Origin of the sequence: Paraburkholderia sp. BR10923 (assembly GCF_040948765.1) — a bacterium.
Lineage (GTDB): Bacteria > Pseudomonadota > Gammaproteobacteria > Burkholderiales > Burkholderiaceae > Paraburkholderia > Paraburkholderia youngii.
In genome coordinates, this window is the sequence record NZ_JBFPKO010000014.1 from 95,900 (window position 1) to 120,295 (window position 24,396).

General features: G+C 65.3%; 27 protein-coding genes. 10 read left to right on the top strand and 17 right to left on the bottom strand.

Features of this window, described 5'->3' with window-relative positions; genetic code table 11:
* Window positions 1–33: 33 nt before the first annotated feature.
* Both AB3X94_RS24495 and AB3X94_RS24500 read left to right on the top strand, forming a co-directional pair.
* Window positions 34–366, top strand: coding sequence for a hypothetical protein (locus AB3X94_RS24495; protein WP_176106532.1), 333 nt, complete (start codon window positions 34–36; stop codon window positions 364–366).
* Between the two features lie 156 nt (window positions 367–522).
* Complete coding sequence (locus AB3X94_RS24500) at window positions 523–777, top strand: hypothetical protein (RefSeq protein WP_176106533.1); 255 nt, start codon at window positions 523–525, stop codon at window positions 775–777.
* A gap of 73 nt (window positions 778–850) precedes the next feature.
* Here the strand turns inward: AB3X94_RS24500 and AB3X94_RS24505 are convergent, their stop codons facing one another.
* The 7 genes from AB3X94_RS24505 to AB3X94_RS24535 all read right to left on the bottom strand — a co-directional run bounded on the left by AB3X94_RS24505 (window position 851) and on the right by AB3X94_RS24535 (window position 6,717).
* The gene (locus tag AB3X94_RS24505) at window positions 851–1,180 is read right to left on the bottom strand and encodes a hypothetical protein (protein WP_176106534.1); all 330 of its coding nucleotides are present in this window, start codon (window positions 1,178–1,180) and stop codon (window positions 851–853) included.
* Between the two features lie 17 nt (window positions 1,181–1,197).
* A complete protein-coding gene (locus AB3X94_RS24510) occupies window positions 1,198–1,965 on the bottom strand; it encodes an AraC family transcriptional regulator (RefSeq protein ID WP_176106535.1) in 768 nt (255 codons plus the stop codon).
* Window positions 1,966–2,123: 158 nt separating this feature from the next.
* Window positions 2,124–3,416, bottom strand: a complete 1,293-nt coding sequence (locus AB3X94_RS24515; RefSeq protein WP_368612977.1) for an FAD-dependent oxidoreductase — start codon at window positions 3,414–3,416, stop codon at window positions 2,124–2,126.
* Window positions 3,413–3,688, bottom strand: a complete 276-nt coding sequence (locus AB3X94_RS24520; RefSeq protein WP_368612978.1) for a (2Fe-2S)-binding protein — start codon at window positions 3,686–3,688, stop codon at window positions 3,413–3,415. The genes AB3X94_RS24515 and AB3X94_RS24520 overlap by 4 nt, the downstream gene beginning before the upstream one ends.
* Window positions 3,681–4,832 carry an NAD(P)/FAD-dependent oxidoreductase gene (locus AB3X94_RS24525; protein WP_368612979.1) on the bottom strand — a complete coding sequence of 384 codons (1,152 nt, stop codon included), beginning with the start codon at window positions 4,830–4,832 and terminating at the stop codon, window positions 3,681–3,683. The genes AB3X94_RS24520 and AB3X94_RS24525 overlap by 8 nt, the downstream gene beginning before the upstream one ends.
* Window positions 4,829–5,785, bottom strand: a complete 957-nt coding sequence (locus AB3X94_RS24530) for a 4-hydroxyproline epimerase (RefSeq protein ID WP_368613029.1) — start codon at window positions 5,783–5,785, stop codon at window positions 4,829–4,831. The genes AB3X94_RS24525 and AB3X94_RS24530 overlap by 4 nt, the downstream gene beginning before the upstream one ends.
* Before the next feature lie 182 nt (window positions 5,786–5,967).
* A complete protein-coding gene (locus tag AB3X94_RS24535) occupies window positions 5,968–6,717 on the bottom strand; it encodes a response regulator transcription factor (protein WP_368612980.1) in 750 nt (249 codons plus the stop codon).
* 292 nt (window positions 6,718–7,009) lie between these two features.
* On the opposite strand from AB3X94_RS24535, the gene AB3X94_RS24540 reads away from it, so the two are divergent.
* On the top strand, window positions 7,010–8,311 hold the full coding sequence (locus tag AB3X94_RS24540) for an MFS transporter (protein ID WP_368612981.1): 1,302 nt from the start codon (window positions 7,010–7,012) through the stop codon (window positions 8,309–8,311).
* 157 nt (window positions 8,312–8,468) lie between these two features.
* The gene (locus AB3X94_RS24545; RefSeq protein WP_368612982.1) at window positions 8,469–9,929 is read left to right on the top strand and encodes an MFS transporter; all 1,461 of its coding nucleotides are present in this window, start codon (window positions 8,469–8,471) and stop codon (window positions 9,927–9,929) included.
* Window positions 9,930–9,951: 22 nt separating this feature from the next.
* Here the strand turns inward: AB3X94_RS24545 and AB3X94_RS24550 are convergent, their stop codons facing one another.
* From AB3X94_RS24550 to AB3X94_RS24575, 6 genes are all read right to left on the bottom strand, one after another.
* Window positions 9,952–10,224, bottom strand: coding sequence for a hypothetical protein (locus tag AB3X94_RS24550; RefSeq protein ID WP_176106542.1), 273 nt, complete (start codon window positions 10,222–10,224; stop codon window positions 9,952–9,954).
* 62 nt (window positions 10,225–10,286) lie between these two features.
* Window positions 10,287–10,721 (bottom strand): DoxX family protein, encoded by a 435-nt coding sequence (locus AB3X94_RS24555; RefSeq protein ID WP_018434221.1) that lies wholly within the window; start codon window positions 10,719–10,721, stop codon window positions 10,287–10,289.
* Window positions 10,722–10,824: 103 nt separating this feature from the next.
* Complete coding sequence (locus AB3X94_RS24560; protein WP_368612983.1) at window positions 10,825–11,232, bottom strand: VOC family protein; 408 nt, start codon at window positions 11,230–11,232, stop codon at window positions 10,825–10,827.
* Window positions 11,229–11,699: an RbsD/FucU domain-containing protein gene (locus AB3X94_RS24565; protein WP_176106544.1), complete on the bottom strand. Its 471-nt coding sequence runs from the start codon at window positions 11,697–11,699 to the stop codon at window positions 11,229–11,231. Before AB3X94_RS24565 ends, AB3X94_RS24560 begins: the two co-directional genes overlap by 4 nt.
* A gap of 62 nt (window positions 11,700–11,761) precedes the next feature.
* Window positions 11,762–12,043 carry a hypothetical protein gene (locus AB3X94_RS24570; RefSeq protein WP_368612984.1) on the bottom strand — a complete coding sequence of 94 codons (282 nt, stop codon included), beginning with the start codon at window positions 12,041–12,043 and terminating at the stop codon, window positions 11,762–11,764.
* 22 nt (window positions 12,044–12,065) lie between these two features.
* Window positions 12,066–12,434, bottom strand: coding sequence for a nuclear transport factor 2 family protein (locus AB3X94_RS24575; RefSeq protein ID WP_176379337.1), 369 nt, complete (start codon window positions 12,432–12,434; stop codon window positions 12,066–12,068).
* 342 nt (window positions 12,435–12,776) lie between these two features.
* Between AB3X94_RS24575 and AB3X94_RS24580 the strand changes: the two genes are divergently transcribed.
* The 6 genes from AB3X94_RS24580 to flhC all read left to right on the top strand — a co-directional run bounded on the left by AB3X94_RS24580 (window position 12,777) and on the right by flhC (window position 16,628).
* The gene (locus tag AB3X94_RS24580) at window positions 12,777–13,082 is read left to right on the top strand and encodes a type II toxin-antitoxin system RelE/ParE family toxin (protein ID WP_176110457.1); all 306 of its coding nucleotides are present in this window, start codon (window positions 12,777–12,779) and stop codon (window positions 13,080–13,082) included.
* Entirely contained in the window at window positions 13,079–13,381 is a 303-nt protein-coding gene (locus AB3X94_RS24585; RefSeq protein ID WP_176106547.1) for an addiction module antidote protein, read from the top strand. The genes AB3X94_RS24580 and AB3X94_RS24585 overlap by 4 nt, the downstream gene beginning before the upstream one ends.
* Window positions 13,382–13,552: 171 nt before the next feature.
* The gene (locus AB3X94_RS24590; RefSeq protein ID WP_368612985.1) at window positions 13,553–14,401 is read left to right on the top strand and encodes a helix-turn-helix domain-containing protein; all 849 of its coding nucleotides are present in this window, start codon (window positions 13,553–13,555) and stop codon (window positions 14,399–14,401) included.
* 41 nt (window positions 14,402–14,442) lie between these two features.
* The gene (locus AB3X94_RS24595; RefSeq protein ID WP_176106549.1) at window positions 14,443–14,979 is read left to right on the top strand and encodes a GNAT family N-acetyltransferase; all 537 of its coding nucleotides are present in this window, start codon (window positions 14,443–14,445) and stop codon (window positions 14,977–14,979) included.
* Window positions 14,980–15,723: 744 nt separating this feature from the next.
* Window positions 15,724–16,044: a flagellar transcriptional regulator FlhD gene (gene flhD, locus AB3X94_RS24600; protein ID WP_018434215.1), complete on the top strand. Its 321-nt coding sequence runs from the start codon at window positions 15,724–15,726 to the stop codon at window positions 16,042–16,044.
* A gap of 14 nt (window positions 16,045–16,058) precedes the next feature.
* Entirely contained in the window at window positions 16,059–16,628 is a 570-nt protein-coding gene (flhC, locus tag AB3X94_RS24605; protein ID WP_368612986.1) for a flagellar transcriptional regulator FlhC, read from the top strand.
* Between the two features lie 153 nt (window positions 16,629–16,781).
* On the opposite strand, the gene AB3X94_RS24610 is transcribed toward flhC, so the two are convergent.
* The 4 genes from AB3X94_RS24610 to AB3X94_RS24625 all read right to left on the bottom strand — a co-directional run bounded on the left by AB3X94_RS24610 (window position 16,782) and on the right by AB3X94_RS24625 (window position 24,387).
* Window positions 16,782–18,110 (bottom strand): Nramp family divalent metal transporter, encoded by a 1,329-nt coding sequence (locus AB3X94_RS24610; RefSeq protein WP_368612987.1) that lies wholly within the window; start codon window positions 18,108–18,110, stop codon window positions 16,782–16,784.
* A 58-nt stretch (window positions 18,111–18,168) separates the two neighbouring features.
* Window positions 18,169–19,320, bottom strand: a complete 1,152-nt coding sequence (locus AB3X94_RS24615; protein WP_368613030.1) for an acyl-CoA dehydrogenase family protein — start codon at window positions 19,318–19,320, stop codon at window positions 18,169–18,171.
* A gap of 233 nt (window positions 19,321–19,553) precedes the next feature.
* Window positions 19,554–21,188, bottom strand: coding sequence for an efflux transporter outer membrane subunit (locus AB3X94_RS24620; protein WP_368612988.1), 1,635 nt, complete (start codon window positions 21,186–21,188; stop codon window positions 19,554–19,556).
* Between the two features lie 13 nt (window positions 21,189–21,201).
* Window positions 21,202–24,387: an efflux RND transporter permease subunit gene (locus tag AB3X94_RS24625; RefSeq protein WP_368612989.1), complete on the bottom strand. Its 3,186-nt coding sequence runs from the start codon at window positions 24,385–24,387 to the stop codon at window positions 21,202–21,204.
* Window positions 24,388–24,396: the final 9 nt, after the last annotated feature.

Here is a 24,396-nt window from a genome sequence, read left to right on the forward strand (position 1 = left end):
CGGCCGAATCGCCGAATCAACGCCAGGAGAGATATGAAGAAGTTCGCTGCAGTCCTGTCCCTTTCGCTGCTTCTCAACGCTTGCGCGTATTTCCAGAAAGACCCCGATTCCGGCGAACCCGTCACGGACACGACGACGCAGCGTTCCGTCGACGACGTGGTCGCCTGTCTGACGCAGTTGGCCAATCACCACAACGCCGCGTTCAAGTCGACCGGCATCCCGCAAGGCCAGATGCTCGATTTCGGCGACTCGAACATCATCAAGGTACGCAGCGACAACGGCGCGACAACTTACCGTTTCTATGCGGGCAAGCGTCATGTAAGCAATCTGTGGATCGAATCGGCAGCCAAGACCTGCGCGCCATAAGGCTTGGTGGCGCATAAAGGCGAAGTTGCGGGGGCCGGAATCTGACCCATTGCAACGTTCATGTCACGGTGTTACAGGACAATGGAGTCTTAAGAATCGTTTAAGACTTCGTCCGCAACATCCCCGGACATGTCCCCGCACGAGGTGCGCTCCATAATGAACCAGCCCGAACCGAATACCAACGAAACGCCGGCCAAGCGGCCCACTATCCTGCGCCGTCTGTTGAGCCATCACGAACTCGCGACGCTGCTGCTGCTGTTGCACGCACCGATCGATGCATCCGCAAAACCCGAAATTCCGCAGCTTTACGAAGCAGGTCTCGTCGAGACCGTTTCGAACGACGCGGGCACGCAGCATATCCGCCTGACGTCCGAGGGTAATGCGGTGTTGCGGGGGCTTGGAGTGAAGTAAAGCACGACCATCGTAACGATCTGATGGCCGCGGCGACGATCGACGTTTCCGCGGCCTTTTTCATTCAAGCCTCTCAAGCCTGCCACACCCCATACCCCGCCTCGCGCAACCCGATCGCCAGTTCCACTTCCATATCCTGCGCGCCGCGGTAAGGCATCGGGTTGAACACTTCGTACAGTTCGGGCATCAGACGCAAGCCGTAGTCGCGCACATATCGATTCGCCTGAACGCCTGCCTTGTGCCGATCGAAGCGCAGGTCCGGGTCGAGCCCGGTCATGCCGACGTACACGCACGGCTTGTCGAAACGGTAATCGGGATTCGCGCGACGAAAGCGCGCCTCGCTCCACACCTTGTCGTCGAGCGCGACGACGTACACGTAATAGTGATGTCCGCGACCGGCCATGACACGCCCGACGCCGCTCAGCCGCGCAGCGTGCCGTGCAGCAACATCCGGTATTCGGTCGGTGTGACGCCGACGGTCGCCTTGAATTGCCGCGTGAACGCACTGTGATCGGTGTAGCCGCAACGCGCGGCAACGTCGGTGACCTTGTCATGCGAAACCAGCAGCGCGGTCGCCGCATCGAGTCGCGTTTTCAGGAGCACCTGGCGCGGCGTCAGATGAAACACCTTGTGAAAGTAGCGCTCCAGCTGCGCGACCGACATGTCCGCCATCGCCGCAAGCTGCTTCAGGTTCAGCGGCTGCACGTAATTCTCCTGGATCGACCGCACGACGGCCGCAAGCCGGCTGTAGGCCGGGTGGCTGCTTTCGTCGGCTTTCAGATCGCGGGAGATGCCGGCAAGGCCGACCACCTTGCCGCTCGCATCGCGCAACGGCTGTTTGCAGGTCAGGCACCAGCCCGGTTGACGGCCCGGATACAGATGCAATTCGAGCTGATCGAGCATCTGGTTGCCGACGCCGATGATCGCCTTGTCCTGCGCGGTATAGATGCGCCCGAAGCGGCGCGGAAACACGTCTTCCGCGGTCTTGCCGAGCAGCGCCGCCTTTTCCTTGAAGCCGCAACGCGAAGCGAGCGTGCGGTTGACGAGCGCGTAGCGCGCGTCCGCGTCCTTCACGAAGAACACGACATCCGGCATTGCATCGAATACCGGCTCGAGCAACCTGAAATGCGACAGCATGCCGGACAGCGTCGTATCGCCCGGTTCGAGCGGATGAGCCAGCGTGTTCATCGTGCGGTTCCGTTGATGCGTGCCTGGTTGATTGCGTTAGGTGCGTTCGCGGATGACTGCGCCGGTGAGGCCGCGCAGCCTGCTCGTGCAGTCGATAGCGATCGATTATAGAGCGGCGCGCCGCCTGCCAATATCTGTCGAGGGTAAGCGCGGAGCCGTCACAGCGCCGCTGTCGGCGGCTCGGCGGCGCTCATCAGCGTGCCAATTTGCGCCGGGCTGAATGGCGGACGCGGCGCGGCGGCCGGCCAGCCGAAGTACAGGCTCGCGGCCGCGCCGCAGACGCGCCCCTGGCAAGGGCCCATGCCGCAGCGCGTCTGCAGCTTCGCGTCACGCCAGTCGGCGCAGCGGCGCACCTCGCCGACGCTCACGTCCTCGCAACGGCACAGCAGCGTCGCATCGGCAGGCGCCGTGCGAGCCGCCTCGCCCAATGCGAACGACGCCGCGACGCGCGCGCCAAAGCCCCGCCAGCGCGCGCGCTGCGTAACGAGTGCCGCCAGTGCGGCGCGTTGGGTAGCCACCGCGCCGCTCGCCACGAGACCGGCGATCTCGCCTTCCGCGCAAGCGAGTTCCGCGCCGCCCACGCCCGTGCACTCGCCCGCCGCATAAACGCGTTCGAGCGAGGTGCGCTGCCCAGCGTCGACGGCGATTTCGCCCGCGTCGTTGATCGCGCAGCCGAGCGCCTGGGCAAGCGTGACGTTCGGCAGCAGTCCGTAGCCGCACGCGACGCGCTCGCAATCGAGCGTCACGTCGCGCTCGCCGCGCCGGATCGTCACCTGCTCAACGCGCTCGGCGCCGCGGGCTTCGCGCACGATGCTGCCGCTCCAGTAGCGCAGTCCCGCGAAGCCGCGCGTGAGACTGATCGCCTGACGCAGCTTCGCAGGCTCGCGCAGCAGCGACACGCCGAACCGCGCGACCTTCGCCGCCGATGCCTGCTCGACCACCGCGATCACATGCGCGCCGGCCTCTCGCGTGGCGGCGAGCGCCGCCATCAGCAGCGGGCCGCTGCCGGCGATTACGATGCGTTCGCCGCGCACCGGCATGCCGCCTTTGATCAGCGCCTGCAATGCGCCCGCGCCGGTCACGCCCGGCAAGGTCCAGCCGGGAAATGGCAGAAGACGCTCGCGCGCGCCGGTCGCAAGAATCAGCCTGTCGTAGGTGATCGACACGCCGCCTTGTTCGGCGGATTCGAGCAGCAAAGCTTGAGCGCCGAGCGGCGCGATCACGCGCGTCGCTGGCCAGTAAGTGAAGTTTCGCTGCGATAGCAACGCCGCGAGCAACGCATGCAGCGGCGCTTGCGGCGGATAGCCGGGCCCCTGGCGCCAGATCTGGCCGCCGGCGCGCGGGTTGTCATCGATCTGCGCGACCGTCGCGCCTGCCTGCGCCGCCGCTCGCGCGGCATTGAGCCCGGCCGGACCACCGCCGATCACCACGATGTCGAAGTGCCGCGTCATGCGTGTACTGTCCCGTTTCGTGTCTGCACGCGCTGGCCGTCGCGGCACAGCGTCTGGCACGCGAGCGCATGCGCGCGACCGTCGATCGTCACGCGGCACTCCTGGCACACGCCCATCCCGCACAGCGCGGCGCGCGGCTCGCCTTTGACCGACAGACGCGAGCCGCGGATGCCCGCAATAGCGAGCGCCGCGGCCACGATCGTGCCGGGTTTCACTTCGATGCTGCAACCGTCGACCGTCAATCGGATGCTAGCCGCGTCAGGGTCAGTCATGGGCCACCTGTTCAGCAAAACGGACTGGCAGATAAGGTTCGAACGGAATCGGCGCGGCGTGGGCCGCGATCTGCGCGGCGAGCAGTTTCGCGGTCGCGAGCGAGGTCGTTACGCCAAGCCCTTCGTGACCGACCGCAAGCCATATGCGGGACGTGGAACCAGAGCCAACTTCGGGCGCAAACTCGCCGGCCGGTCCGATCAGCGGCAGGCCGTCCGGCGACGCCGCACGAAACCCCGTCCACGCGCGGATGCCGCTGAGCGTCGGCAACGCCGGCAGATACAGCGCTGCGCGTTGCAGCATCTGCGCGAGCACGGGCATCTCGACGGCGGGATCGGTCGTTTCGAATTGGCGCGACGAGCCGATCAGCAATTGCCCGGTCGGACGCGGCTGCGCGTTGAACGCGACCGACGTGCCGGTCGCGTGATGTGCGCTCTTGATGTAGCCGAGCTCCAGCAGTTGATGACGGATCAGCTCCGGGTAGCGGTCGGTGATGAGCAGATGGCCTTTCTTCGGCTGCATCGGCAGCGACGGCAGCAATTGCGCCGCGCCGAGGCCGTTCGCGACGACCACGTGCGCCGCGCTGATGCACTCGCCGCTCGCCAGCGTCACACCGCCCGCATCGATCGACATGACCCGCGCACCGAGCCGCACGCTGATATTCCCCGCGTGCGGCGATTGGGTGAGCAGCCATTCGGCAGTGGTCGGCGCATACACGATGCTGTCGTGCTCGATGCGCAAGCCGCCGGCCATCGATGGTGCGAGCGCCGGTTCGCAGGCGCGCAACCCGGCCGAGTCCACCAGTTGCGCGGCAACGCCTTGGCTTCCAAACGCCGCATGCATTGCGCGCGCGGCTTGCCATTCTTCGTCGTCGGCTGCGACCCACAGTGTGCCGCAGCGCGCGAACGCGTCACGCGCGCGCAGCTGCGGCGCGAGTTCGAGCCACAGCTCGCGCGAATAGCGGCTCAGTGCGAATTCGGCGGGCGAGTCGTTCATCACGACGATGTGGCCCATGCCGGCCGCCGTCGCGCCGCCGCCGATGCGCTGCGCGTCGAGCACGTCGACGCGCATGCCGAGCGCGGCCAGTTCCGCCGCGCACGCGGCACCGACGATACCCGCTCCGATGATCAGCGCGTCCGGGCTCATGCGGTCCGGATACCCCACGCGAACGGATCGCGCTCATCGAAACACAGACGCCCCTCGGCCATCACGTGCGCGTGACCGGTGATGGTTGGAATCACATGGACGCCGTCGCCCGCGGCGCGATAGCTCGCCTCGAACACGCTGCCGATGATGCTCTCCTGGCGCCACACCGCGCCTTCGGCGAGCTTGCCGTCGGCCGCGAGACACGCGACCTTCGCGCTCGTGCCGGTGCCACACGGCGAGCGGTCGTACGCATTGCCTGGACACAGCACGAAACTGCGGCTGTCGAGGCCCTTGCGCGAGCCCGGTCCGAACAGCTCGATATGGTCGATCAGCGCGCCGTTCGCGCCGGTGATGTTCTGTGCGATCAGCGCGTCGCGAATCGTCGAGCTGAACGCCGTCAGGCTCGCGATGTTCGCGGCTTCGAGCTCGTGGCCATGCTCGGCGACGAGGAAAAACCAGTTGCCGCCCCAGCCGATGTCGCCGGTCAGCACGCCATAGCCAGGCACGTCGACCTGCACGGCCTTGCGGTGGCGATACGCGGGCACGTTGCGCACTGCGACGGCGCCGTCTTGGTTCAGCGCCGCCTCGACCACGCCGACCGGCGTTTCGATGCGGTGCCGTCCCGGCCCGATCCGCCCCATGTGCGCGAGCGACACGACGAGCCCGATCGTGCCGTGCCCGCACATGCCGAGATAGCCGACGTTGTTGAAGAAGATCACGCCGGCCGCGCAGCCCGGATCGTCGGGCTCGCAGAGCAGCGCGCCAACCACCACGTCCGAGCCGCGCGGTTCGGTGACGATGCCGGCGCGCCAGTCGTCAAAGCGGGTGCGGAAAACGTCGAGCCGTTGCGCGAGCGTGCCGCCGCCCAGGTCCGGGCCACCCGACACCACGAGGCGGGTAGGCTCACCGCCGGTGTGCGAGTCGATGATGTTGAGGGTTTTCATGTCGCCCATGGTAGGAATCGCGGGCGGGTGGGTCTTGGTGCGCGTGCGCGCGGATTGAGACGATTTCGGCATACCGGGACGATGCGTGATCCGCCGCGCGCGCGGCGCGCGAAACGTCCCGCTATTCGGTATCAGCGTCGACAAACATCACTCCGGACACGTCACCGAACGCCACTGGCCAGCCCAACGGCCTACAACGCGGATTTCAGCATATACCCGGCCGACTGCAAATCTTCACCCCCGAGCACATGGTCGCCGACCCGCAGCAACCGGTAGCCGCTCCTGTATACAGGCTGCAGCCGGAAACCATTACGCGGCTCGATCGCGAGCGACAGACGCAGCCGCGACACGTGACTGTCGATGGTCCGCGTGTATTCGCGCAGCTCGCGGCCCCACACCGTCGCGAAGATATGGTCGCGCGACATCACGCGACCGATGTTGGAAAAGAGCAGCACCGCGATCCGGTACTGCGTGGGTGACAACGGCACCGGCTTGCCGCGCAGCGCGACGGCCCGGCGGACCGTGTCGAAACGGTAAGGGCCGATCTCGAAGCAGGTCGCGGCGCTGAAGCTCTCCGGGTAAGCGCGCCGCAGCAGCGCCGCGACTCGCGCGCGAAACTCGGCGTCCCGCAACGGCAACGCGAGGTATTCGTCGGCACCGCCAGCGAGCGCGCGCACCATGCTTTCCTCCGATCTGTCGTTCGACACGAACATGATCGGCACGTGCTCGCCTGCCACGACGCGCATCGAGCGCAACAGGTCCGCGCCGGCGGGCCGCGTATCCTGCCAGTCGAGCACCAGCAGATCCATCGTGGAGTGCACGAGCGATTTCGACATCGCGCGGCCGTCGTCATACGCCGCGCAGAAATGGCCGGCTCTCACCAGCATTGATTCAATGGACCGACGCATGACCGGGTCACGCTGAAGGACAGCTACGCGCATGGAATGGACTCTCGATAAGGACTAGCGGGTCATTCTCCGGGACGCACCCCGATCCCTCCCTTCGGAGCATTCCTAATTTCCGCGCTTTCTTCGCTCAATTGGGCGCTTCCGCGGCACTTCCCCTTTCATCCTGTAAAATCCGCGCCGGCCTCAGTCGTCAGCGCGCCCGCCCTATCCGGACGGCGCGCCCGTGTTCCGTGCTCTACCCAGCGCTTGCCACACTTCTCGCCCGACGACCGCCATATGTCCACGCGTGACCCGCGTGGCTTCCAATTCAACGAAAGACATGGCAATGCAAGCAACAAATCTGGGTGGAGCACAGGCTGTCACCCCACGCCCGCTTGGGCACAGCGATTACAAGACACTCGGTCTCGCCGCGCTCGGCGGAGCGCTCGAGTTCTACGACTTCATCATCTTCGTTTTCTTCGCGCCGGCGATCGGCCAGCTGTTCTTCCCGGCGGCGATGCCGGACTGGCTGCGTCAAGTGCAGACCTTCGGCATTTTCGCGGCCGGTTATCTGGCGCGGCCGCTCGGCGGCATCATCATGGCGCACTTCGGCGACCTGTTCGGCCGCAAGCGCATGTTCACGCTGAGCGTGCTGCTGATGTCGGTGCCGACGCTGCTGATGGGCCTGATGCCTACCTACGCGAGCATCGGCGTGCTCGCGCCGGTGCTGCTGCTGCTGTTCCGCGTGATGCAGGGCGCGGCGGTCGGCGGCGAAGTGCCGGGCGCATGGGTGTTCGTGTCCGAGCATGTGCCCGGGCGGCACGTCGGCTATGCGTGCGGCACGCTGACGGCCGGCCTCACGGCCGGCATTCTGCTCGGCTCGCTGATCGCGTCGGCGGTCAATCGCCATTTCACGCCGGCCGAAATTTCCGAGTTTGCTTGGCGCATTCCGTTCCTCATCGGCGGCGTGTTCGGCATGTTCTCGGTGTATCTGCGCCGCTGGCTGCACGAGACGCCGGTATTCGCCGAGCTGAAGCAGCGCAAGGCGATCGCCGCGGAAGTGCCGCTGAAGGCCGTACTGCGCGATCACGGCCGCGCGGTGATCGTGTCGATGCTGCTCACGTGGATGCTGTCGGCGGCGATCGTCGTCGTGATCCTGATGACGCCGACGCTGCTGCAAAAGCAATTCCACATCGAGCCGGCCACCGCCCTGCTCGCGAACTGTGTCGCGACGCTGTGCCTGACGATCGGCTGCGTGATGGCGGGCTCGATCGCCGGACGGATTGGCGCGGGTCGCACGATTTTCGTCGGCGGCGTTGCGCTTGCAATCACGTACTACGTGATGTTTCGCCAGTTGGCCGTCGACACGTCCCTGCTCGTACCGCTGTATGCACTGGCCGGGCTGTTCGTCGGCGTGATCGGCGCGATTCCGCTCGTGATGGTCCGCGGATTCCCGCCGGTGGTGCGCTTCTCGGGCATTTCGTTCTCGTACAACGTCGCGTACGCGGTGTTCGGCGGTCTGACGCCGATCGCCGTGTCGCTGATGATGAAGTCGAACCCGCTGGCCGCGCCGCTGTATGTCGCGGCGATCTGCGTGCTGGGCGCGCTGACCACGCTGTTCATCAAGGACGCGCCGCAGGGGCGTTGAGCCGACGCCGGAGCCCGCTTCGTCGATCCGCATCCAGCGCGTCGACGAGGCGCTCCGCGACGGCGCGGCCTTCGACGCGCCGTCGCTCGCACGGGCGACATCCATACTTCACGCCACACCGAAACGTGGCACGCTGCATCGGGCATACGATGCAGTCATGAACTCATCCACACCCTCCTTTTCGCCCGCCCTCGGCCGCGTTCTCGCGACCGTCAGCGTCGGCTTCGTGGTCACGCAACTCGACGTGACCATCGTCAATATCGCGCTGCCACGAATCGGCGCGGATCTGCACGCGAACGTCGCGGGACTGCAATGGGTCGTCGATGCGTACACGCTCGCGTTCGCCGTGCTGATGCTCTCGGCCGGCGCGCTCGGCGACCGCTTCGGCGCGCGGCGCATGTATGCGTGCGGAATCGTGCTGTTCGCGCTCGCGTCGCTGGCCTGCGGGCTCGCGCTCGACGCCCCGATGCTGGTCGCCGCACGCGCGGTGCAAGGCATCGGCGCGGCCGCGATGCTGCCGAATTCGCTCGCGCTGCTCAATCAGTCGTTCGGCCACGAACCGAAGCTGCGGGCGCGCGCGGTCGGCCTGTGGACCGCGTCCGGCGCGATTTCGATCGCGGCCGGGCCGGTGGCCGGCGGTCTGCTGATCGCCGCGTTCGGCTGGCGCAGCATCTTTCTCGTCAATCTGCCGATCTGCGCGGCGGGCCTGCTGGCGACGCTGCTGTGGATTCCGCATCCGCAAACCGCGCAGCGCGGCACGCCCGCCGCCGCTCGCGGCAACATCGGCGCGATACCGCGCGGCATCGATCTCGGCGGCCAGTGTCTCGCGATCGTCGCGCTGACCGCGTTCGTCGCCGCGGTGATTGAATGGCGGCCGCTCGGGCTTGCGCATCCGCTGGTCGCCGGCGGCTTCGTGCTGGCGCTGCTGGCGGCGGTCGCGTTCGTGTTCGTCGAAGCGCGTGTCGCGAGCCCGATGCTGCCGCTGTCGCTGTTCGGCACGCGCACGTTCAGCGCCGCGGTGCTGTTCGGCATCTGCGTGAACCTGACGTATTACGGCATGGTGTTCGTGCTGAGCCTCTACCTGCAGCGTGTGCGCGGCTACACGCCGCTGCAGGCGGGCCTCGCGTTCCTGCCGCTGACGGGCGGCTTCCTGATCTCGAACGTCGCGAGCGGCTGGGTGATCGGCCGCCTCGGGGTGCGCGTGCCGATGATCCTCGGTGCGATCACGGCCGGTCTCGGCTACGGCGTGCTGCATCTGGTCGATGCCGACACGCCGCTGATTGGCCTGCTGCTGCCGTTTTTGCTGATTCCGTCGGGCATGGGACTCGCGGTGCCCGCGATGACCACGGCGGTGCTCGCATCGACCGAAGCGCGGCGCGCGGGCACGGCGTCGGCGGTATTGAACACGGCGCGCCAGGCCGGCGGCGCAGTGGGCGTGGCGGCGTTCGGTGCGCTCGCGGGCGGCGCCGCCGCGACCCAGATCGTGCCGGGGATGCAGGCGGCGACGGCCATTTCGGTGGGATTGCTGGTGCTGGGTCTCGTGCTTGCGTGTTTCGTGCATCCTGAGCCGCACGCGACGGCATCGTCTGGGCGCGGGGCGAGAGCCGCGAGTAAGTAAACGGCGTGTGTAACGCAGGCGCCTACAGCGACGCCTCCTGAATCGTGCCGGTATCGATTGCGCGCTCGATCAGGCCTTCGTCGCGCGCCTTGACGATCGCATCGGCGACCAGTTTCTCCGGGTCCTCGATCTCCGCCTTCAGCGTGCCGATGAATCCGGACGCATCGAGAACCACCAGCGTCTTCGCAGAATCGGCGAGGCTGATGATCACGCGATGCGGCGTCGCCCCTTCGCCGAGACTCGCGCACAGTTGTGTCATCTTGCCGCCGATCATTTGCTCGAAGTTCTGAATCATCATCTGCTCCCTTGATTGGCGCCGACCGGAAACCCTGCTGGTAGCAGGATGCGGGCCGCGCCCTACAGGCCGCCGAGTCCGCTGCGCGGCGCGCGCGCGTTGTCGATGCTCAGACGCCCCGCGCCGGTGACGAACAGCAGCAGAAAACCGCCCGCGATTCCGATGTTCTTCCAGAAATGAATCACCATGTCGTGCTGCAACGCAGGGTCGGTGATATTCCAGAAGTCGTGGCCGAGCACCGCCGTCGCGACCGTATACACCGCCATGATCAGCGCGAGCGGTCGCACCTTGAAGCCGACCACGAGCAGCAGGCCGCCGAGCACCTCGACCGCGGTTGCGATCGGCGCGGCGATCTGCACGAACGGCACGCCCTTCGAATGCAGGTAGCCGACGAAGCCCGCATAGCCCAGCAGCTTCATCACCCCGCTCCACAGGAACAGCACGGAAAGCGCAAGACGGGCGATGAAAATAATGCCGAAATCGACGGGACGCGACATGGGGGGACTCCTGTAATGAATAAGCAGCAGACCCGAATAGACGGGCTCAGTTCCCCGCCTCGCCCCTGAGCATATGTGCAATGGCGACGATTTCCAAGCCCGCTCAGGCTGGTGGATAGGTGGCGACCTCGATCAGGTTGCCGTCCGGGTCGCGGCAATACACCGAGGTCATCTTGCCGCGCGCGCCGTCGCGCTCCACCGGCCCCGCCTCGATCGCTACGCCTTGCGCGAGCCAGTGCGCCTTGACTTCGTCCGGGCTCGCGGTGGTCACGAAGCAGAGGTCCGCCGTGCCCGGCACCGCCTCGCGCGACGTGAACCAGACGACGGTATCGGCCGACGCGGGACGCAGGTTGATCTTCTGGTTGCCGTAGGTCATCGCCACGCGCATGCCGCTGCGCGACATGAACTCGGTGCGTCGCATGCCGAGCATCCGCGCGTACCAAGCCGCGCTCGCTTCGACGTCCGCGACGTTCAGAACGAGATGATCGAGACTGACTAGCTGGAAGCTCATGGTTGTGCGTGCGGTGCGTCCGGCGCGAGCAACACGCCCTTCGTGAACACGAAGCAACCATAGCCGCGCTCTTCGCCTGTCGCGATCACGCAGTATGCGCGGCGCGCACGCTCGTAAAACGCGAAGCGCTCGATCGACACGAAGGGCACCTCGCGCCCCTCTCCCGCATTGACTTCGGCTTGCGCTTCGCGCTGCACCGCGGGAATCGCGTGCGGCTCGCCCACCACTTCCATGCGCGAGGCGGGATGCTCGATGAAGGTGTCGAGCGGCAGCACCGACAGCACCGCGCGGATCGCGCGCGGCGAACTGACGCCGTCGAGGCGCAGCGGCCTGCCGAGCACGGTCTCGCGCGCGACCGCGTCGGCCGGGAAGTTGGCGTCGCAGATCACGAGCTCGTCGCCGTGGCCCATTGAGCGCAGCGCGTGCAGGATATCGGCGTTCAGCAGCGGGTCCAGATTTTTCAGCACGGGGTCTCCTGGTCGTTCGGTTGGGAACATGCCGCGGCGGTGAGGTCGTGCGTGTCACGCAATCATCCGCACGACGATCGATTGTAGCAAGCGCGTCGCGGATCTTGCGGCGCTGCGCTCGCACCGCATTGCCAGCGCAGCCATCCGACCACGGCGAGCAGCACGAGCCCCGCGCCGCCGAGCACCGGCTCGCGCCAACCGAACAGTGCGATGAACATGAACGCCCGCGCGCCGCCGAGCAGCGCAAAACTGGCGATCGCGCTCGATACCGCATCGAACGCGGCCGCGACGCGCAGCAACGCGAGATGGACTTGTGCGGGCCTGGCGGCGGCGGGGTCGCGCATGATCGTCTCCGTGAAAAGCGCCTCAGGCGGCGCCGGGGGTTTCGTCGAGGAATCCGGTGACCGCTTGCAAGCGTCCATGCGCGTCCACCACGCCGAAGTCCGAGCCCTTCACGATCGCCTCGCCGGCGGGCGTCGTCAGTGCCCACGAGAAGCGCAGACGATTCGCGAAGCCGTCGACGTCGGTCGTGCGGCGAAACGTGTGATGCGGAAAACGCTCGTGCACAGCGCGGATCATCGCGTCGATGCCATCGTGGCCCGCCCCCGCCAGCAGCGGGTCGCGATAGTCGGCGTCGGCGCTCCACGTGGCCGCGATCAACTCGCGACGACGCGCGCCATCGGTTTCGTTCCAGGTATCGAAATAACGGTCGATCAGATCGGTATGTGCATTCATCTCAAACTCCTCGATTGGCAGGACTGAGCACTTCGCGCGTCATACGCATCGCATGCGGCGGGCTCGGAGTGAAGATTGACGGTTCGCGTGCATTGCGTCGATTACGTGAGAGGTAATCAAGCGGATGCAGCGTCTTTCACTGTCCTTCACGCCAAATAGGCCATTCGGCCGAGTCGTCAAGAAACCTTCGCATCGCTAACCTCACGAAGCCTGCCGATGACATCGCGAGGCGGGCAATGCAATGAACAGGAGGACGGTTTGGACCGCTTTATCGAAACACTTTTTTCGCTTGCACGACCGTATCCTCGGGGATACAATCATCCGCAGATCGAAACACCGCGCGTGTACACGATCAACTGCACCGAGGAGTTCGATCGTTGGCTTCACGGCCTCACCGACCTCAAGGCGAAGGCGCAAATTCTCGTGCGAATCCGGCGCGCGGAGCGCGGGCTTTTCGGCGACGCGAAGTTGCTGGAAAACGGCGTGTTCGAGATGCGCATCGATTGCGGCCCGGGTTACAGGGTCTACTACGCGCGCGAGGGGCGCATGATGTATCTGCTGCTGTGCGGGGGTAACAAGTCCACGCAGCAGGCCGATATCAGGCATGCCGGAACAATGTGGGCAACCATCAGAAAGGAACGGTCATGAGCAAGATCAAAACCGCACGCTTCGACGCATCGAAGTACCTCGACAACGACGAAATGGTCGCGGCCTATCTGAACGCCGCGCTCGACCAGGGCGACTCCGATCTCCTGCTCGCCGCCATTGCGGACATCGCCAAAGCACGCGGCATCACGAAGATCGCCGCGGCAGCCGGCCTGGGCCGCGAAAGCCTGTACAAGACACTCGCGCCCGGCTCCAAGCCACGCATGGACACGGTCCTCAAGCTGGCGAGTGCGATCGGCGTCAAATTCACCGCCGTGCCGCTGCGCATTGCCGCTGCCTGAGCCGGGCGCGGCGCTGCCACGGTGTCGCGCGAGTTCGCGTGTGGCGGCCGAGGCCGGCGCAATCGTTGGTGTGAATCGACGGTATCGGCCGCGCGTCGCGTTGGTTGAAATTGGCGGGGCATTACCTCTCAGGTAATCGATTGCTTGCACGCTTTGGCTATCATCGGTGGCATGAACACACTCTCTATCGCACAAACGGCTCCGTCATCCCCGTCGAGAGGCACTCGGGCGGTCGGCGAACTTCTCCGCGAATGGCGGCAACGGCGGCGCAAGAGTCAGCTGCTGCTCGCCACGGAGGCCGACATTTCGACGCGCCATCTGAGCTTTGTCGAATCGGGGCGCGCGCTACCGAGCCGGGAAATGGTCATGCATCTCGCCGAGCGTCTCGACGTGCCATTGCGCGCGCGCAATGCCCTGCTCGTCGCGGCCGGCTACGCGCCGCTGTTTCGCGAACGTCCGCTCTCCGACCCGCAGCTCTCCGCCGCGCGCGAAGCCGTCGAACTGGTGCTCAAGGGACACGAGCCCTACCCGGCCCTCGCGATCGACCGGCATTGGACCATCCTCGCGACCAACAATGCGCTTGCGCCGTTGTTGAGCGGCGCGAGTCCCGAACTGCTGAAGCCGCCGGTCAACGCGCTGCGACTGAGCCTGCATCCGCAAGGCATCGCGGCGTCGATCGTCAACTGGCATGCATGGCGCGAGCATGTGCTGGCCCGGCTGCAACGGCAGATCGACGTCAGCGGCGACGACACGCTGAGCGACCTGCGCGACGAGTTGGCCGGCTATCCCGCGCCGCCTGATGCAGACGCGTCGATGCCGGACGATGCAGTCCTCAACCAGATCGCCGTGCCATTGCGGCTGCGCACGCCGCTTGGCGTGCTGTCGTTTTTCAGCACTACCACGGTGTTCGGCACGCCGGTTGACGTTACGCTGTCGGAACTCGCTATCGAGGCGTTCTTTCCGGCGGATCAGCAAACTGCGGCCGCGCTGCGCGAGTTTGCCGAACGCCAGCGCGGCTAGTCCCCCGCGGGCCCGGTCCCGACTCACCACGAACAAGTGATATGTCCGTCAACGCCGACACCCTGCTCATACGCCAACTCGGACCCACCGATCGGGACGCCTATTTCCAGTTTCGTCTGCGCGGGCTGAAGGCGCACCCCGCTTCGTTCGGACAAAGCTACGACGAAGCGCTCGCGAAAGGCGCCGCGCAGCATGACGCGACGTTGCTGGGCTCGGAGGCGGAAGGCTCGTTCCTGCTCGGCGCGTATGCATCGGCGGATGCTCCGCTGATCGGCGTCGTCGGTCTGCTGCGCAACCAGGCCCACAAGGAACGGCACAAGGCGAACGTCGTCGGCATGTATGTTGCACAGGAAGCGGCTGGTCGTGGGGTCGGGCGTGCGTTGCTCAGCGAGCTGTTGACGCGCGCCGCACGCGTCGACGGCTTGCGGCAGGTGCAACTGACGGTGGGTAGCCGCAACGACGCGGCGCGCAAGCTGTATGAATCGCTCGGCTTTCGCAAATATGGATGCGAAGTCGGCGCGTTGGACGTCGACGGCGAATTCCATGACGAGGATCTGATGGCGAGATTCCTCGCATAGCGCCCCGGAAGCATTGACAGCGCCCCCCTGAGGCCGATTCCGGTGCCTCGGCAAGGTTGTAAATATCGGCGCCCATTGCAGCAACATATCTGTCAGGCATCCTGCACGGCTCTGGCTCCCCGTCGTGCTCGTCGGCAATGTAAGCGGCACACGTTTGCGACGGCTTTTCGGTCTCGGGGCCGAACGAATCCGCCCGTCCGCCTGCCGACCCGCACCAAGCCGTTACAAATCCCGCCCTAGTTTGCGCAGTTGTAACTGGGGGCGCATCTTGCCGTTACACCCCTCATCCGTCCCTCCCCCGAGGCGCAAGACGAGTATTTATTACCGTCTATTCCATCGCTTCTATTTCCTTTCCAATTCAAAACGAATTTACCGAGCGCCGCGCGGTGGCGGATGCGTGGCGCGAACAAGTACGCTCGGTGCCCACCCAGCAAGGGTTTTCATGGATTAGAGGTGACTCTCGAAAGGCTAAAAATTCACCTGGCATCATTCATTACAACGGCGTGAAAAAGTTACCGAAAAATGATGTGGTTTTTTGAGATATTTTTTTATGAAGGGATTGATTTCTGGTTTTACCCTTCATACAATTCGTCCCAGCTGTTACGAAATGTAACGGCTTGTATCAAATGTTCGCTGTCTGTAGCAGGTAGCAACATGTAGCCGGAGGCAGCGTTTCCGGCGAGGCAGAAAAGACATAACGGCGCAAAGCCGACATAGAAATTCGGGGCTTCGGAAACAGAGAAAATGGACCGTAGCAGCGAGACGCTGGATTCAATCCGCGAGATCAATTTGTCTTACATCATGCTCGCGCAACGCATGTTGCGCGAGGACAAACCGGTCGGAATGTTCCGGCTGGGACTGTCGTCGGAACTGGCTGATTTGCTTGCCGGGCTGTCGCTCGCGCAAATCGTCAAACTGGCCTCTTCCGACCAGCTTTTGTGCTTCTTCCGTTTCAACGACCACGCGATGCTGTCGGCGTTGACGCAAACGACGAAGCACGCCGCAGTTGCACCGACCCACACGGCGATCCTGCTCGCAGGCCAGCCCGCCGAGCAATTTGCCTGATCGAGATGACTGCAATGCTCAAGCGAAGCCTGACCGAAGATGCACAGGAAGTATTTCGCGCGATCGCACTGATCGAGCTCGGCGCCCGCATGCAGGTGCTCGAGAGCGAGCTGACGCTGTCGCGCGACCGTATGATCCGCCTGTATCGCGAGGTCAAGGGCGTATCGCCGCCCAAGGGCATGCTGCCGTTTTCGGCGGACTGGTATATGACGTGGCTCGCGAACATTCACGCGTCGCTGTTCTACAACACGTACCTGTTCCTGAAGAACGAAGCGCGCTGCTCGCATCTCGATGCGCTGACCAAGGGATATCGGTTGTATCTCGAACATTGTCAGCACAGCGAAACCGAGCCGGTGCTCGATCTGACGCGCGCGTGGACGCTCGTGCGTTTCTTCGACGCGGACATCCTGCAGCTGACCCGGTGCTGCCGCTGCACCGGCAAGTTCGTCGCGCACAAGCACGACTTGCAGCACAACGTCGTATGCGGCGCGTGCCAGCCGCCGTCGCGTGCCGGCAAGACGAAGAAGGCAGCCGCCGCGCGCCGGGCAGCGCTCGGTGCGGCGCAGGCCGCGCAGGCCGCCTAACCGTTCGAGCCGCCCGTCGCGAGACGCGGCCAAGCCGATTCCGATTCAAACCGAAGCTCACGTGGATCCGCGCAGTGATTGAACTGCGCGGATTTTTTTTGCCTGCGCGCCGGGCCAACCAGCGTTCCGAATGAGTCCTCGCCGCCGGTCAGATCAGCCGACCAGCCCCACCGTCTGGACCACGAGCCACAGATTCGCGGCACTAATCACAACAAACAGCGTCCACACGAGCAGACGCGTCGGCAGCGTGTTGGCGAATTCGCCCATCAGCGAACGGTCGCTCGTCATGCGGATCAGCGGATAAAGTGCGAACGGCAGTTGCAGGCTCAGCACGACCTGACTCGCGACGAGCAGTTGGCCGACCGCGCCATTGCCGAGCATCCGCACGCCGATCAGCGCCGGAATCAGCGCGAGCGCTCGGGTGATGAAGCGCCGCTGCCAGCACGGAATCTTCATCTTCAGGAAGCCTTCCATGATGACCTGCCCCGCCACCGTACCGGTGAACGTCGAGCTTTGTCCCGACGCGAGCAGCGTGATCGCGAACAGGACCGCGGCGAAGCCGGTGCCGACGATCGGCGCTAGCAGCCGGTAGGCGTCCTCGATCTGCGTGACCTGGTCGTGGCCCGTCGCATGAAACGCGGCGGCCGCGAGAATCAGGATCGCCATGTTGATCAGCGCCGCGAGCACGAGCGATGCGATCGTGTCGATACGCGACATGCCGATCGCCGAGCGGATGCTGGCCGAATCGCGCTTCACCGCGCGGGTCTGCACGATCGACGAGTGCAGATACAGGTTATGCGGCATCACCGTGGCGCCGAGAATGCCGATCGCGAGATACATCGGCTCGCGCGAATTCAACGCCTGCCACGACGGAATCAGCCCCTGCGCGACCGACGGCCAATGCGGCCTGACGAGTGCAAGCTCGATGATGTAGCCGACGCCGATCGTCGCGATCAGGCCGAGCATGATCGCTTCGAGGTCGCGAAAATTCTTGCCCTTCAGGCCGAGCACGATCAGCGTGTCGAACGCGGTGAGCAACACGCCGGTGGTCAGCGAGCAGTTGAACAGCAGATGAAACGCAAGCGCGCCGCCCAGCACTTCGGCGAGATCGCAGGCGATGATCGACAGCTCCGCGAGCAGCCACTGCGCACGCGCGACGCCCGGCGCATAGCGCGTGCTCGACAGTTGCGCGAGGTCGCGCCCGGTCGCGATGCCGAGCCGCATGCTCAGGCATTGCAGCGCCATCGCCGCGGGGCTCGACAGCAGCACGACGAACAGCAGACTGTAGCCGAAGCGCGAACCGGCTTCGATCGCGGTGGCCCAGTTGCCCGGGTCCATATAGCCGATCGATACCAGCAGACCGGGCCCCGCGAATTGCAGGATCTTCTTCCAGAACGGCGCGCCCGCGGAGACGGCCACCGAACCCTGTACCTCGGCCGGGCAGAACGGCGCTGTGGCGGTTGTAGGTAGTTTGAACAGCAAGCCGGAACTCTCTCGGGAGGAATCGACGCGACGCCTCGGGCGGGCGTCGCAAACGGCCTCAAGTGTACAGAGAAACTTCCGGCAATGTCCCGCTAAGCGCGTAGCGGCCGACGTCGCGCACGCGATAGTCGAGCGGATCGTGCAGCGTGTGCACGCGCGCGTTGCGCCAGAATCGATCGAGCGCGAGCGGCGCATGAGTCGCGCGCGCGCCGCAGGCGTCGAAGAGTTTTTCGCCGATGTCGAGCGCCGCCCGATGCGCGACGATCTTCGCTTCCGAGGTCGCGAGCGCGACCCGCGCACGGCTCTCGGCATCGAGCGTTGCGCGCTGCTGCCACGCTTCGTCGAGCGCGTTCGCGGCGCGCGCGGCCAGCGCCGCGGCGCTGACCGTCTGGATATGCATCTCGCCGAAGCGCTGGATCAGGTAGGGGTCGTCGGTCGCTTTGGCGACGCCGGACGCGATCCACGGCCGGCCATGTTCGTGCACGTAGGCTCGCGCCTCTTCCAGCGCACCCTGTGCGATCCCGACGAACAGATTGGTCAGCACCTGTTGCGAGATCAGTGTGCGCAAGCTCGCGTGCGGCGTGTCGGGTCGTTCGAGCACCTCGTGCGGCTCGACCCTGACGCGCGCGAACGACACGCTGCCGCTGTCGGTCTGCCGCTGGCCGATCGGGTCCCAGTCGTCGTGAACGGTGATTCCCTCGCGCGTGGTCGGCACCGCCGCGAACAGGGGTTTGCCGGTCGATGGATCCTGAGCGGACACGGTCATCATCTGCGAGCCGCGCGTACCGGAACAGAAGCCTTTCTGGCCGTCGAGCAGGTAGCCGCCGTCGTGCGTCGAAGTAGCGATGAGGCGCGTATCCAGCGGATTCACCGCATTGCCCCACCACCAGCGATGCTCGACGGTGCCGCGCAGATATTTCTCGCGCTGCCGTGAATTGCCCCACAGGTCGATGCTGACCACCTGCAGACAGGTGAAGCCGACCAGATGCGCGAGCGCGCTATCGACGCGCGCCAGTTCACGCACCACGTCGTAAATCGCGGACCAGCGCGCGCCAGCACCGCCGAATTCGCGCGGCACGGCGAGCGTCAGCAGGCCCGCGTCGGCGATCCACTGCTTTTGCTGCGCGGCATGACCGCCTTCGCGATCGCGCTGCGCGGCGCTCGCGCGCAACGCGGCTAGCAGTGTGGTGAGGTCGCGCGCGCAATCCATATGCTGCTGCTCGCTAATCTGCGCGATGCCGTCATGCACGAAAGTCACTGGTTTGCCCCAGGGTCGTCATTGGCTGGATCGGACGATGATAGGGAGCCGCGCGCACGTGGTCTACGAAGCGATTTGCACAAGGAAAGCGCGAAAAACGATTTGCATGAAAAACGCCGGGCGGCGCTTGCGCGGCCCGGCGTGGTTGATGAGGCTGATGAAGCGCTTGCTACAGGGTTAGGTAGTCAGCGCTTCGCCACTTGCTGTTGCGCCGAAACGTCTGCAGCTTCAGCCGCGGAACCGGAAGCACCAATCGGCACCGGCACCGCCCCCACCGCCGTACCCCCCGCCGTCAGATCGCCCCAACCGCCGCCGAGCGCGCGAATGAGATTAACAGTTGCAACAGCCTGCGTGCCCGCCAGATGGCTCGCCTGCAATTGCGACTGCAGCACCTGCCGCTCGCCATCGATCACGTCGAGATAGCTGACCGCGCCCTCCGTGTACTGCGTGCGCGACAGATGCGCGGCGCGCTGCGACGCATCGACCGCGTCGTTCTGCTCGCGCATCTGATCGTCGAGCAAACGCAGATCGGCGAGATTGTCTTCGACTTCACGGAACGCCACGAGTACCTGCTGGCGATATTGCGCGACGTCCTCGTCGTACTTCGAACGCGCCTGCGCCAGATTGGCCTTGCGACGGCCGCCGTCGAAGATCGGCATCGTCAGCGCGGTACCCACGGCCGGACCGAGGATGAACGCGCGGCTCGACCACATGAACAGATCGCCGAGTGTCGCCGATTCAAAGCCGAACGCACCGGTGATATCGAGCTTCGGGAAGAACGCCGACTTCGCGAGCCCGACGCGCGCATTCGCTGCCTGCATCGCGCGCTCGGCTGCCGCGATGTCAGGCCTGCGTTCGAGCAGCGCCGACGGCAAACCGGCCGGCACGCGCACCGTCACCAGCGAGAGCGGCTGTTCCGCGAACGTGAAATCCGCGGGCGGCTTGCCGAGCAGAATCGCGAGGCTATGCTCGGAGGCCGCCCGCTGCCGCGCGACGCCGACCGCATCGGCACGCGCGCTGGCGAGCTCGTTACGCGAACGCGACAGATCCAGCTCGCTGATATCGCCTTCCTTGAAGCGCCGCTGTACGAGCTTCAGCGTGTCCTCGCGCAACGCGACGGTGCGACGGTACAGATCCTGGTCCGTGTCGAGCTCGCGCAACTGGAAGTAGTTCTGCGCGACGTCGGCCTGCAACGACAGCTGCACTGAACGGAACAGCGCTTCGCTCTGCTGCTCGTCCGAGCGCGCCGCGTTCACGTTCGAGCTGACGCGCCCGAACAGATCCGCTTCATACGACGCGCCGACCTGCGCGCGCCAGATCGTGCCGGTCGTGCCGCCCGCGCTGTCCGGCTGGAATTGCGATGCCGCCGACGCGCGTTCGCGCGTCGGGCCGAAGCCCGCGTCGAGCTTCGGGAACCAGTCGGACTTCGCGGCCTGCGTGACCGCGCGTGCCTGCTGCACGCGCGCGGCCGCGGCCTTCAGGTCCTGGTTCGCGGCGGCGGCCTGCTCTTCGAGCGCGTCGAGTTGCGGGTCGCCGAACACCTTCCACCATTCGCCGCGCAGCGCGTTGTCGGCGGGCTCAGCCGGCTTCCACGTGCCGTTGTTTTGTGTCGCCCCGGCCGAACCAGCCGCAGCGCCCGACGCCGCCGCAGCCGACGTCTTCACCGCGGGCGCTTCCTTGAACGCCGCCGGCGTATCGACATCGGGACGCTTGTACGTCGGCTCCACCGAGCAAGCGGCCAGCAGCGCAATCAGCAAACCGCTCGCGGCGGCGCGGCCCCATCCGCGCAAGGATACAAAGCGAGATTCAAAGCGTTTCATTGTTGTTTTCTCCTCAGGCGTCCGTAACGGGCGCGCCATAGCGCGGCGCATCCTTCTGCGCGACGTGTATCGTCCCGCCCGCGAGCGAACGCAACACCACATAGAACACCGGCGTCAGCATCAGGCCGAACAGCGTGACGCCCAGCATGCCGAAGAACACCGCGACGCCCATCGCGTGACGCATTTCCGAGCCCGCGCCGCTCGACAGCACCAGCGGCACCACGCCCATGATGAAGGCGATCGACGTCATCAGAATCGGCCGCAGACGCAGACGGCTCGCTTCGATTGCCGCCTGCAGCGGACTGCGTCCATCGTGTTCGAGCTCACGCGCGAACTCGACGATCAGAATCGCGTTCTTCGCCGACAAGCCCACCAGCACCATCAAACCGATCTGCGTGAAGATGTTGTTGTCGCCACCGGTGAGCCATACGCCGGTCAGCGCCGACAGCACGCTCATCGGCACGATCAGGATCACCGCGAGCGGCAGCGTCAGGCTTTCGTACAACGCTGCGAGCACGAGGAACACGAGCAGCACGCTGATCGGGAACACCCACAGGCCCGCGTTGCCGGCGAGGATCTGCTGATACGTGAGGTCGGTCCACTCGAGCTTCACCCCGCGCGGCAGCACTTCGGCGGCCACGCGTTCGGCCGCGGCCTGCGCCTGTCCCGACGAGAAGCCGGGCGCCGGGCCGCCGTTGATGTCGGCCGCCGTGTAGCCGTTGTAGCGCACCACCATCTCCGGCCCATAGGTCGGCGTCACCGTGACGAGCGACGACAACGGCACCATCTCGCCCGCCGCGTTGCGCGTCTTCAGTTGCAGAATGTCGTCGGCGCGTTGACGGAACGGCGCATCCGCCTGCACACGCACCTGATACACGCGGCCGAAGCGGTTGAAATCGTTCACGTACAGCGAGCCCAGGTAAATCTGCATCGTGTCGAACACGTCCGTGACCGGCACGCCGAGCTGCTTCGCCTTCACGCGATCGAGATCGACATTCAGTTGCGGCACGTTGATCTGATAGCTGGAGAAGGTCGGCCCGAGCTCGCGCGTTTGCGCCGCGCGCTTCACGAAGGCTTCGGCTGCCTTGTTCAGTTCGGCGTAGCCGACCGCGCCGTGATCCTCGAGCTGCAACTTGAAGCCGCCGAGCGTGCCGAGCCCGAGCACCGGCGGCGGCGGGAACACCGCGACGAACGAGTCCTTGATCGCGCCGTACTGCTGGTTCAATGCACCGGCAATCGCGCCCGCCGACAGCTTCTTGTCGCCGCGCTCCTTGAACGGCTTCAGCGTGACGAACACGATGCCCGCGCTCGAACTATTCGTGAAGCCATTCACCGACAGACCCGGGAACGCCACCGCGCTTTCGACGCCCTGTTGCTTCAGTGCGATCGAACTCATATCGCGGATCACCTTCTCCGTGCGATCGAGCGACGCACCGTTCGGCAACTGCGCGAACGCGATCAGATACTCCTTGTCCTGCGCGGGCACGAAGCCGCCCGGCACGATCCGCGCCATCAATACGGTTGCACCGACGAGGATCGCGTACACCGCGAGCATCGCGCCCTTGCGACGCAGCACGCCGGTCACGCCGCGGCCATAGGCTTCCGACCCACGATGAAAGACCTTGTTGAACTGCTTGAAGAAGCCGCCGAGGACACGGTTCATCACACGCGTCAGCCAGTCCTCCTTCTCGCCGTGACTGCGCAACAGCAGCGCGGACAACGCCGGCGACAGCGTCAGCGAATTGAACGCCGAGATCACCGTCGAGATCGCGATGGTCATCGCGAATTGCTTGTAGAACTGGCCCGTGAGTCCCGTCATGAACGCGAGCGGCACGAACACGGCGACGAGCGTCAGCGCAATCGCGATGATCGGCCCGCTCACTTCGCGCATCGCCTTGTAGGTCGCATCGCGCGCACTGAGCCCGCTTTCGATGTTGCGCTCGACGTTCTCCACCACGACGATCGCATCGTCGACGACGATACCGATCGCGAGCACCATGCCGAACAAGGACAACGCATTGATCGAAAAGCCGAATGCCAGCAGCAGCGAGAACGTACCGACGATCGACACCGGCACCGCGATCAACGGAATGATCGACGCGCGCCACGTCTGCAGGAACACGATCACGACGATCACGACCAGTGCAATTGCTTCGAGCAGCGTGTGGATCACCGCCTCGATGCTCGAACGCACGAACTGCGTCGGGTCGTAGACGATCCGGTATTCGACGCCGGCCGGCATGTCTACGGCGAGTTCCTTCATCGCCGCACGCACCTGCTCCGAAATCGCGAGCGAGTTCGCGCCCGGCGCCTGATTGATCGCGAGCGCCACCGCGGGCTTGTTGTCGAGCAGCGAACGCAGGCCGTATTCCGACGCCGCGAGTTCGATCCGCGCGATATCGCGCAGATAGGTCACGCCGCCATCGGGCGCGGTCTTCACGATGATGTCGCCGAATTCGCTCTCGGTCTTCAATCGGCCGCGCGCATTCACCGACAACTGCAACTGCGTGCCGGGCACCGACGGCGATGCACCGATCACACCGGCCGCCACCTGGATGTTCTGCTCGCGAATCGCGTTGACGACTTCAGTCGCGGTGAGACCGCGCTGCGCGACCTTCTGCGGATCGAGCCAGATCCGCATCGCGTAGTCGCCCGAGCCCCACAGCTGCACTTCGCCGACACCTTGAATCCGCGCGAGCCGATCCTTCACGTTCAGCAGCGCGTAATTGCGCAGATACGTCATGTCGTAGCGATCGTTCGGCGAGATCAGGTGCACGACCATCGTCAGCGTCGGCGAACTCTTGATCGTCGTCACGCCGAGTCGCTGCACGTCTTCAGGCAGACGCGGCAGCGCCTGATTGACGCGGTTCTGCACGAGCTGCGTCGCGAGGTCGGGATCGGTGCCGAGCTTGAAGGTGACCGTCAGCGTCAGATTGCCGTCGCTATTCGCCTGCGACTGCATGTACAGCATGTTCTCGACGCCATTGATCTGTTCTTCGAGCGGAGCTGCGACCGCCTCGGCAATCACCTTCGGATTCGCGCCCGGATACTGCGCGTGCACCACCACCGAAGGCGGCACGACTTCCGGGTACTCGGAGATGGGCAGCTTGAACAGCGAGATGATGCCCCCAAGCAGGATCAATACCGATAGCACGCCTGCAAAGATCGGGCGATCGATGAAGAATTTGGATATGTTCATTGGAAGCTC

What these genes read in the sequence shown, in the direction of transcription:
- AB3X94_RS24510 (WP_176106535.1), bottom strand. Translation starts at nt 1,965, where the DNA reads ATGAACACGCTGGCTCATCCGCTCGAACCGGGCGATACGACGCTGTCC.
- AB3X94_RS24585 (WP_176106547.1), top strand. Translation starts at nt 13,079, where the DNA reads ATGAGCAAGATCAAAACCGCACGCTTCGACGCATCGAAGTACCTCGAC.
- AB3X94_RS24540 (WP_368612981.1), top strand. Translation starts at nt 7,010, where the DNA reads ATGCAAGCAACAAATCTGGGTGGAGCACAGGCTGTCACCCCACGCCCG.
- AB3X94_RS24545 (WP_368612982.1), top strand. Translation starts at nt 8,469, where the DNA reads ATGAACTCATCCACACCCTCCTTTTCGCCCGCCCTCGGCCGCGTTCTC.
- AB3X94_RS24535 (WP_368612980.1), bottom strand. Translation starts at nt 6,717, where the DNA reads ATGCGCGTAGCTGTCCTTCAGCGTGACCCGGTCATGCGTCGGTCCATT.
- AB3X94_RS24625 (WP_368612989.1), bottom strand. Translation starts at nt 24,387, where the DNA reads ATGAACATATCCAAATTCTTCATCGATCGCCCGATCTTTGCAGGCGTG.
- AB3X94_RS24505 (WP_176106534.1), bottom strand. Translation starts at nt 1,180, where the DNA reads ATGGCCGGTCGCGGACATCACTATTACGTGTACGTCGTCGCGCTCGAC.
- AB3X94_RS24555 (WP_018434221.1), bottom strand. Translation starts at nt 10,721, where the DNA reads ATGTCGCGTCCCGTCGATTTCGGCATTATTTTCATCGCCCGTCTTGCG.
- flhC (WP_368612986.1), top strand. Translation starts at nt 16,059, where the DNA reads ATGCTCAAGCGAAGCCTGACCGAAGATGCACAGGAAGTATTTCGCGCG.
- AB3X94_RS24495 (WP_176106532.1), top strand. Translation starts at nt 34, where the DNA reads ATGAAGAAGTTCGCTGCAGTCCTGTCCCTTTCGCTGCTTCTCAACGCT.
- AB3X94_RS24595 (WP_176106549.1), top strand. Translation starts at nt 14,443, where the DNA reads ATGTCCGTCAACGCCGACACCCTGCTCATACGCCAACTCGGACCCACC.
- AB3X94_RS24530 (WP_368613029.1), bottom strand. Translation starts at nt 5,785, where the DNA reads ATGGGCGACATGAAAACCCTCAACATCATCGACTCGCACACCGGCGGT.
- AB3X94_RS24560 (WP_368612983.1), bottom strand. Translation starts at nt 11,232, where the DNA reads ATGAGCTTCCAGCTAGTCAGTCTCGATCATCTCGTTCTGAACGTCGCG.
- AB3X94_RS24615 (WP_368613030.1), bottom strand. Translation starts at nt 19,320, where the DNA reads ATGGATTGCGCGCGCGACCTCACCACACTGCTAGCCGCGTTGCGCGCG.
- AB3X94_RS24550 (WP_176106542.1), bottom strand. Translation starts at nt 10,224, where the DNA reads ATGATTCAGAACTTCGAGCAAATGATCGGCGGCAAGATGACACAACTG.
- AB3X94_RS24590 (WP_368612985.1), top strand. Translation starts at nt 13,553, where the DNA reads ATGAACACACTCTCTATCGCACAAACGGCTCCGTCATCCCCGTCGAGA.
- AB3X94_RS24620 (WP_368612988.1), bottom strand. Translation starts at nt 21,188, where the DNA reads ATGAAACGCTTTGAATCTCGCTTTGTATCCTTGCGCGGATGGGGCCGC.
- flhD (WP_018434215.1), top strand. Translation starts at nt 15,724, where the DNA reads ATGGACCGTAGCAGCGAGACGCTGGATTCAATCCGCGAGATCAATTTG.
- AB3X94_RS24515 (WP_368612977.1), bottom strand. Translation starts at nt 3,416, where the DNA reads ATGACGCGGCACTTCGACATCGTGGTGATCGGCGGTGGTCCGGCCGGG.
- AB3X94_RS24525 (WP_368612979.1), bottom strand. Translation starts at nt 4,832, where the DNA reads ATGAGCCCGGACGCGCTGATCATCGGAGCGGGTATCGTCGGTGCCGCG.
- AB3X94_RS24570 (WP_368612984.1), bottom strand. Translation starts at nt 12,043, where the DNA reads ATGCGCGACCCCGCCGCCGCCAGGCCCGCACAAGTCCATCTCGCGTTG.
- AB3X94_RS24575 (WP_176379337.1), bottom strand. Translation starts at nt 12,434, where the DNA reads ATGAATGCACATACCGATCTGATCGACCGTTATTTCGATACCTGGAAC.
- AB3X94_RS24520 (WP_368612978.1), bottom strand. Translation starts at nt 3,688, where the DNA reads ATGACTGACCCTGACGCGGCTAGCATCCGATTGACGGTCGACGGTTGC.
- AB3X94_RS24500 (WP_176106533.1), top strand. Translation starts at nt 523, where the DNA reads ATGAACCAGCCCGAACCGAATACCAACGAAACGCCGGCCAAGCGGCCC.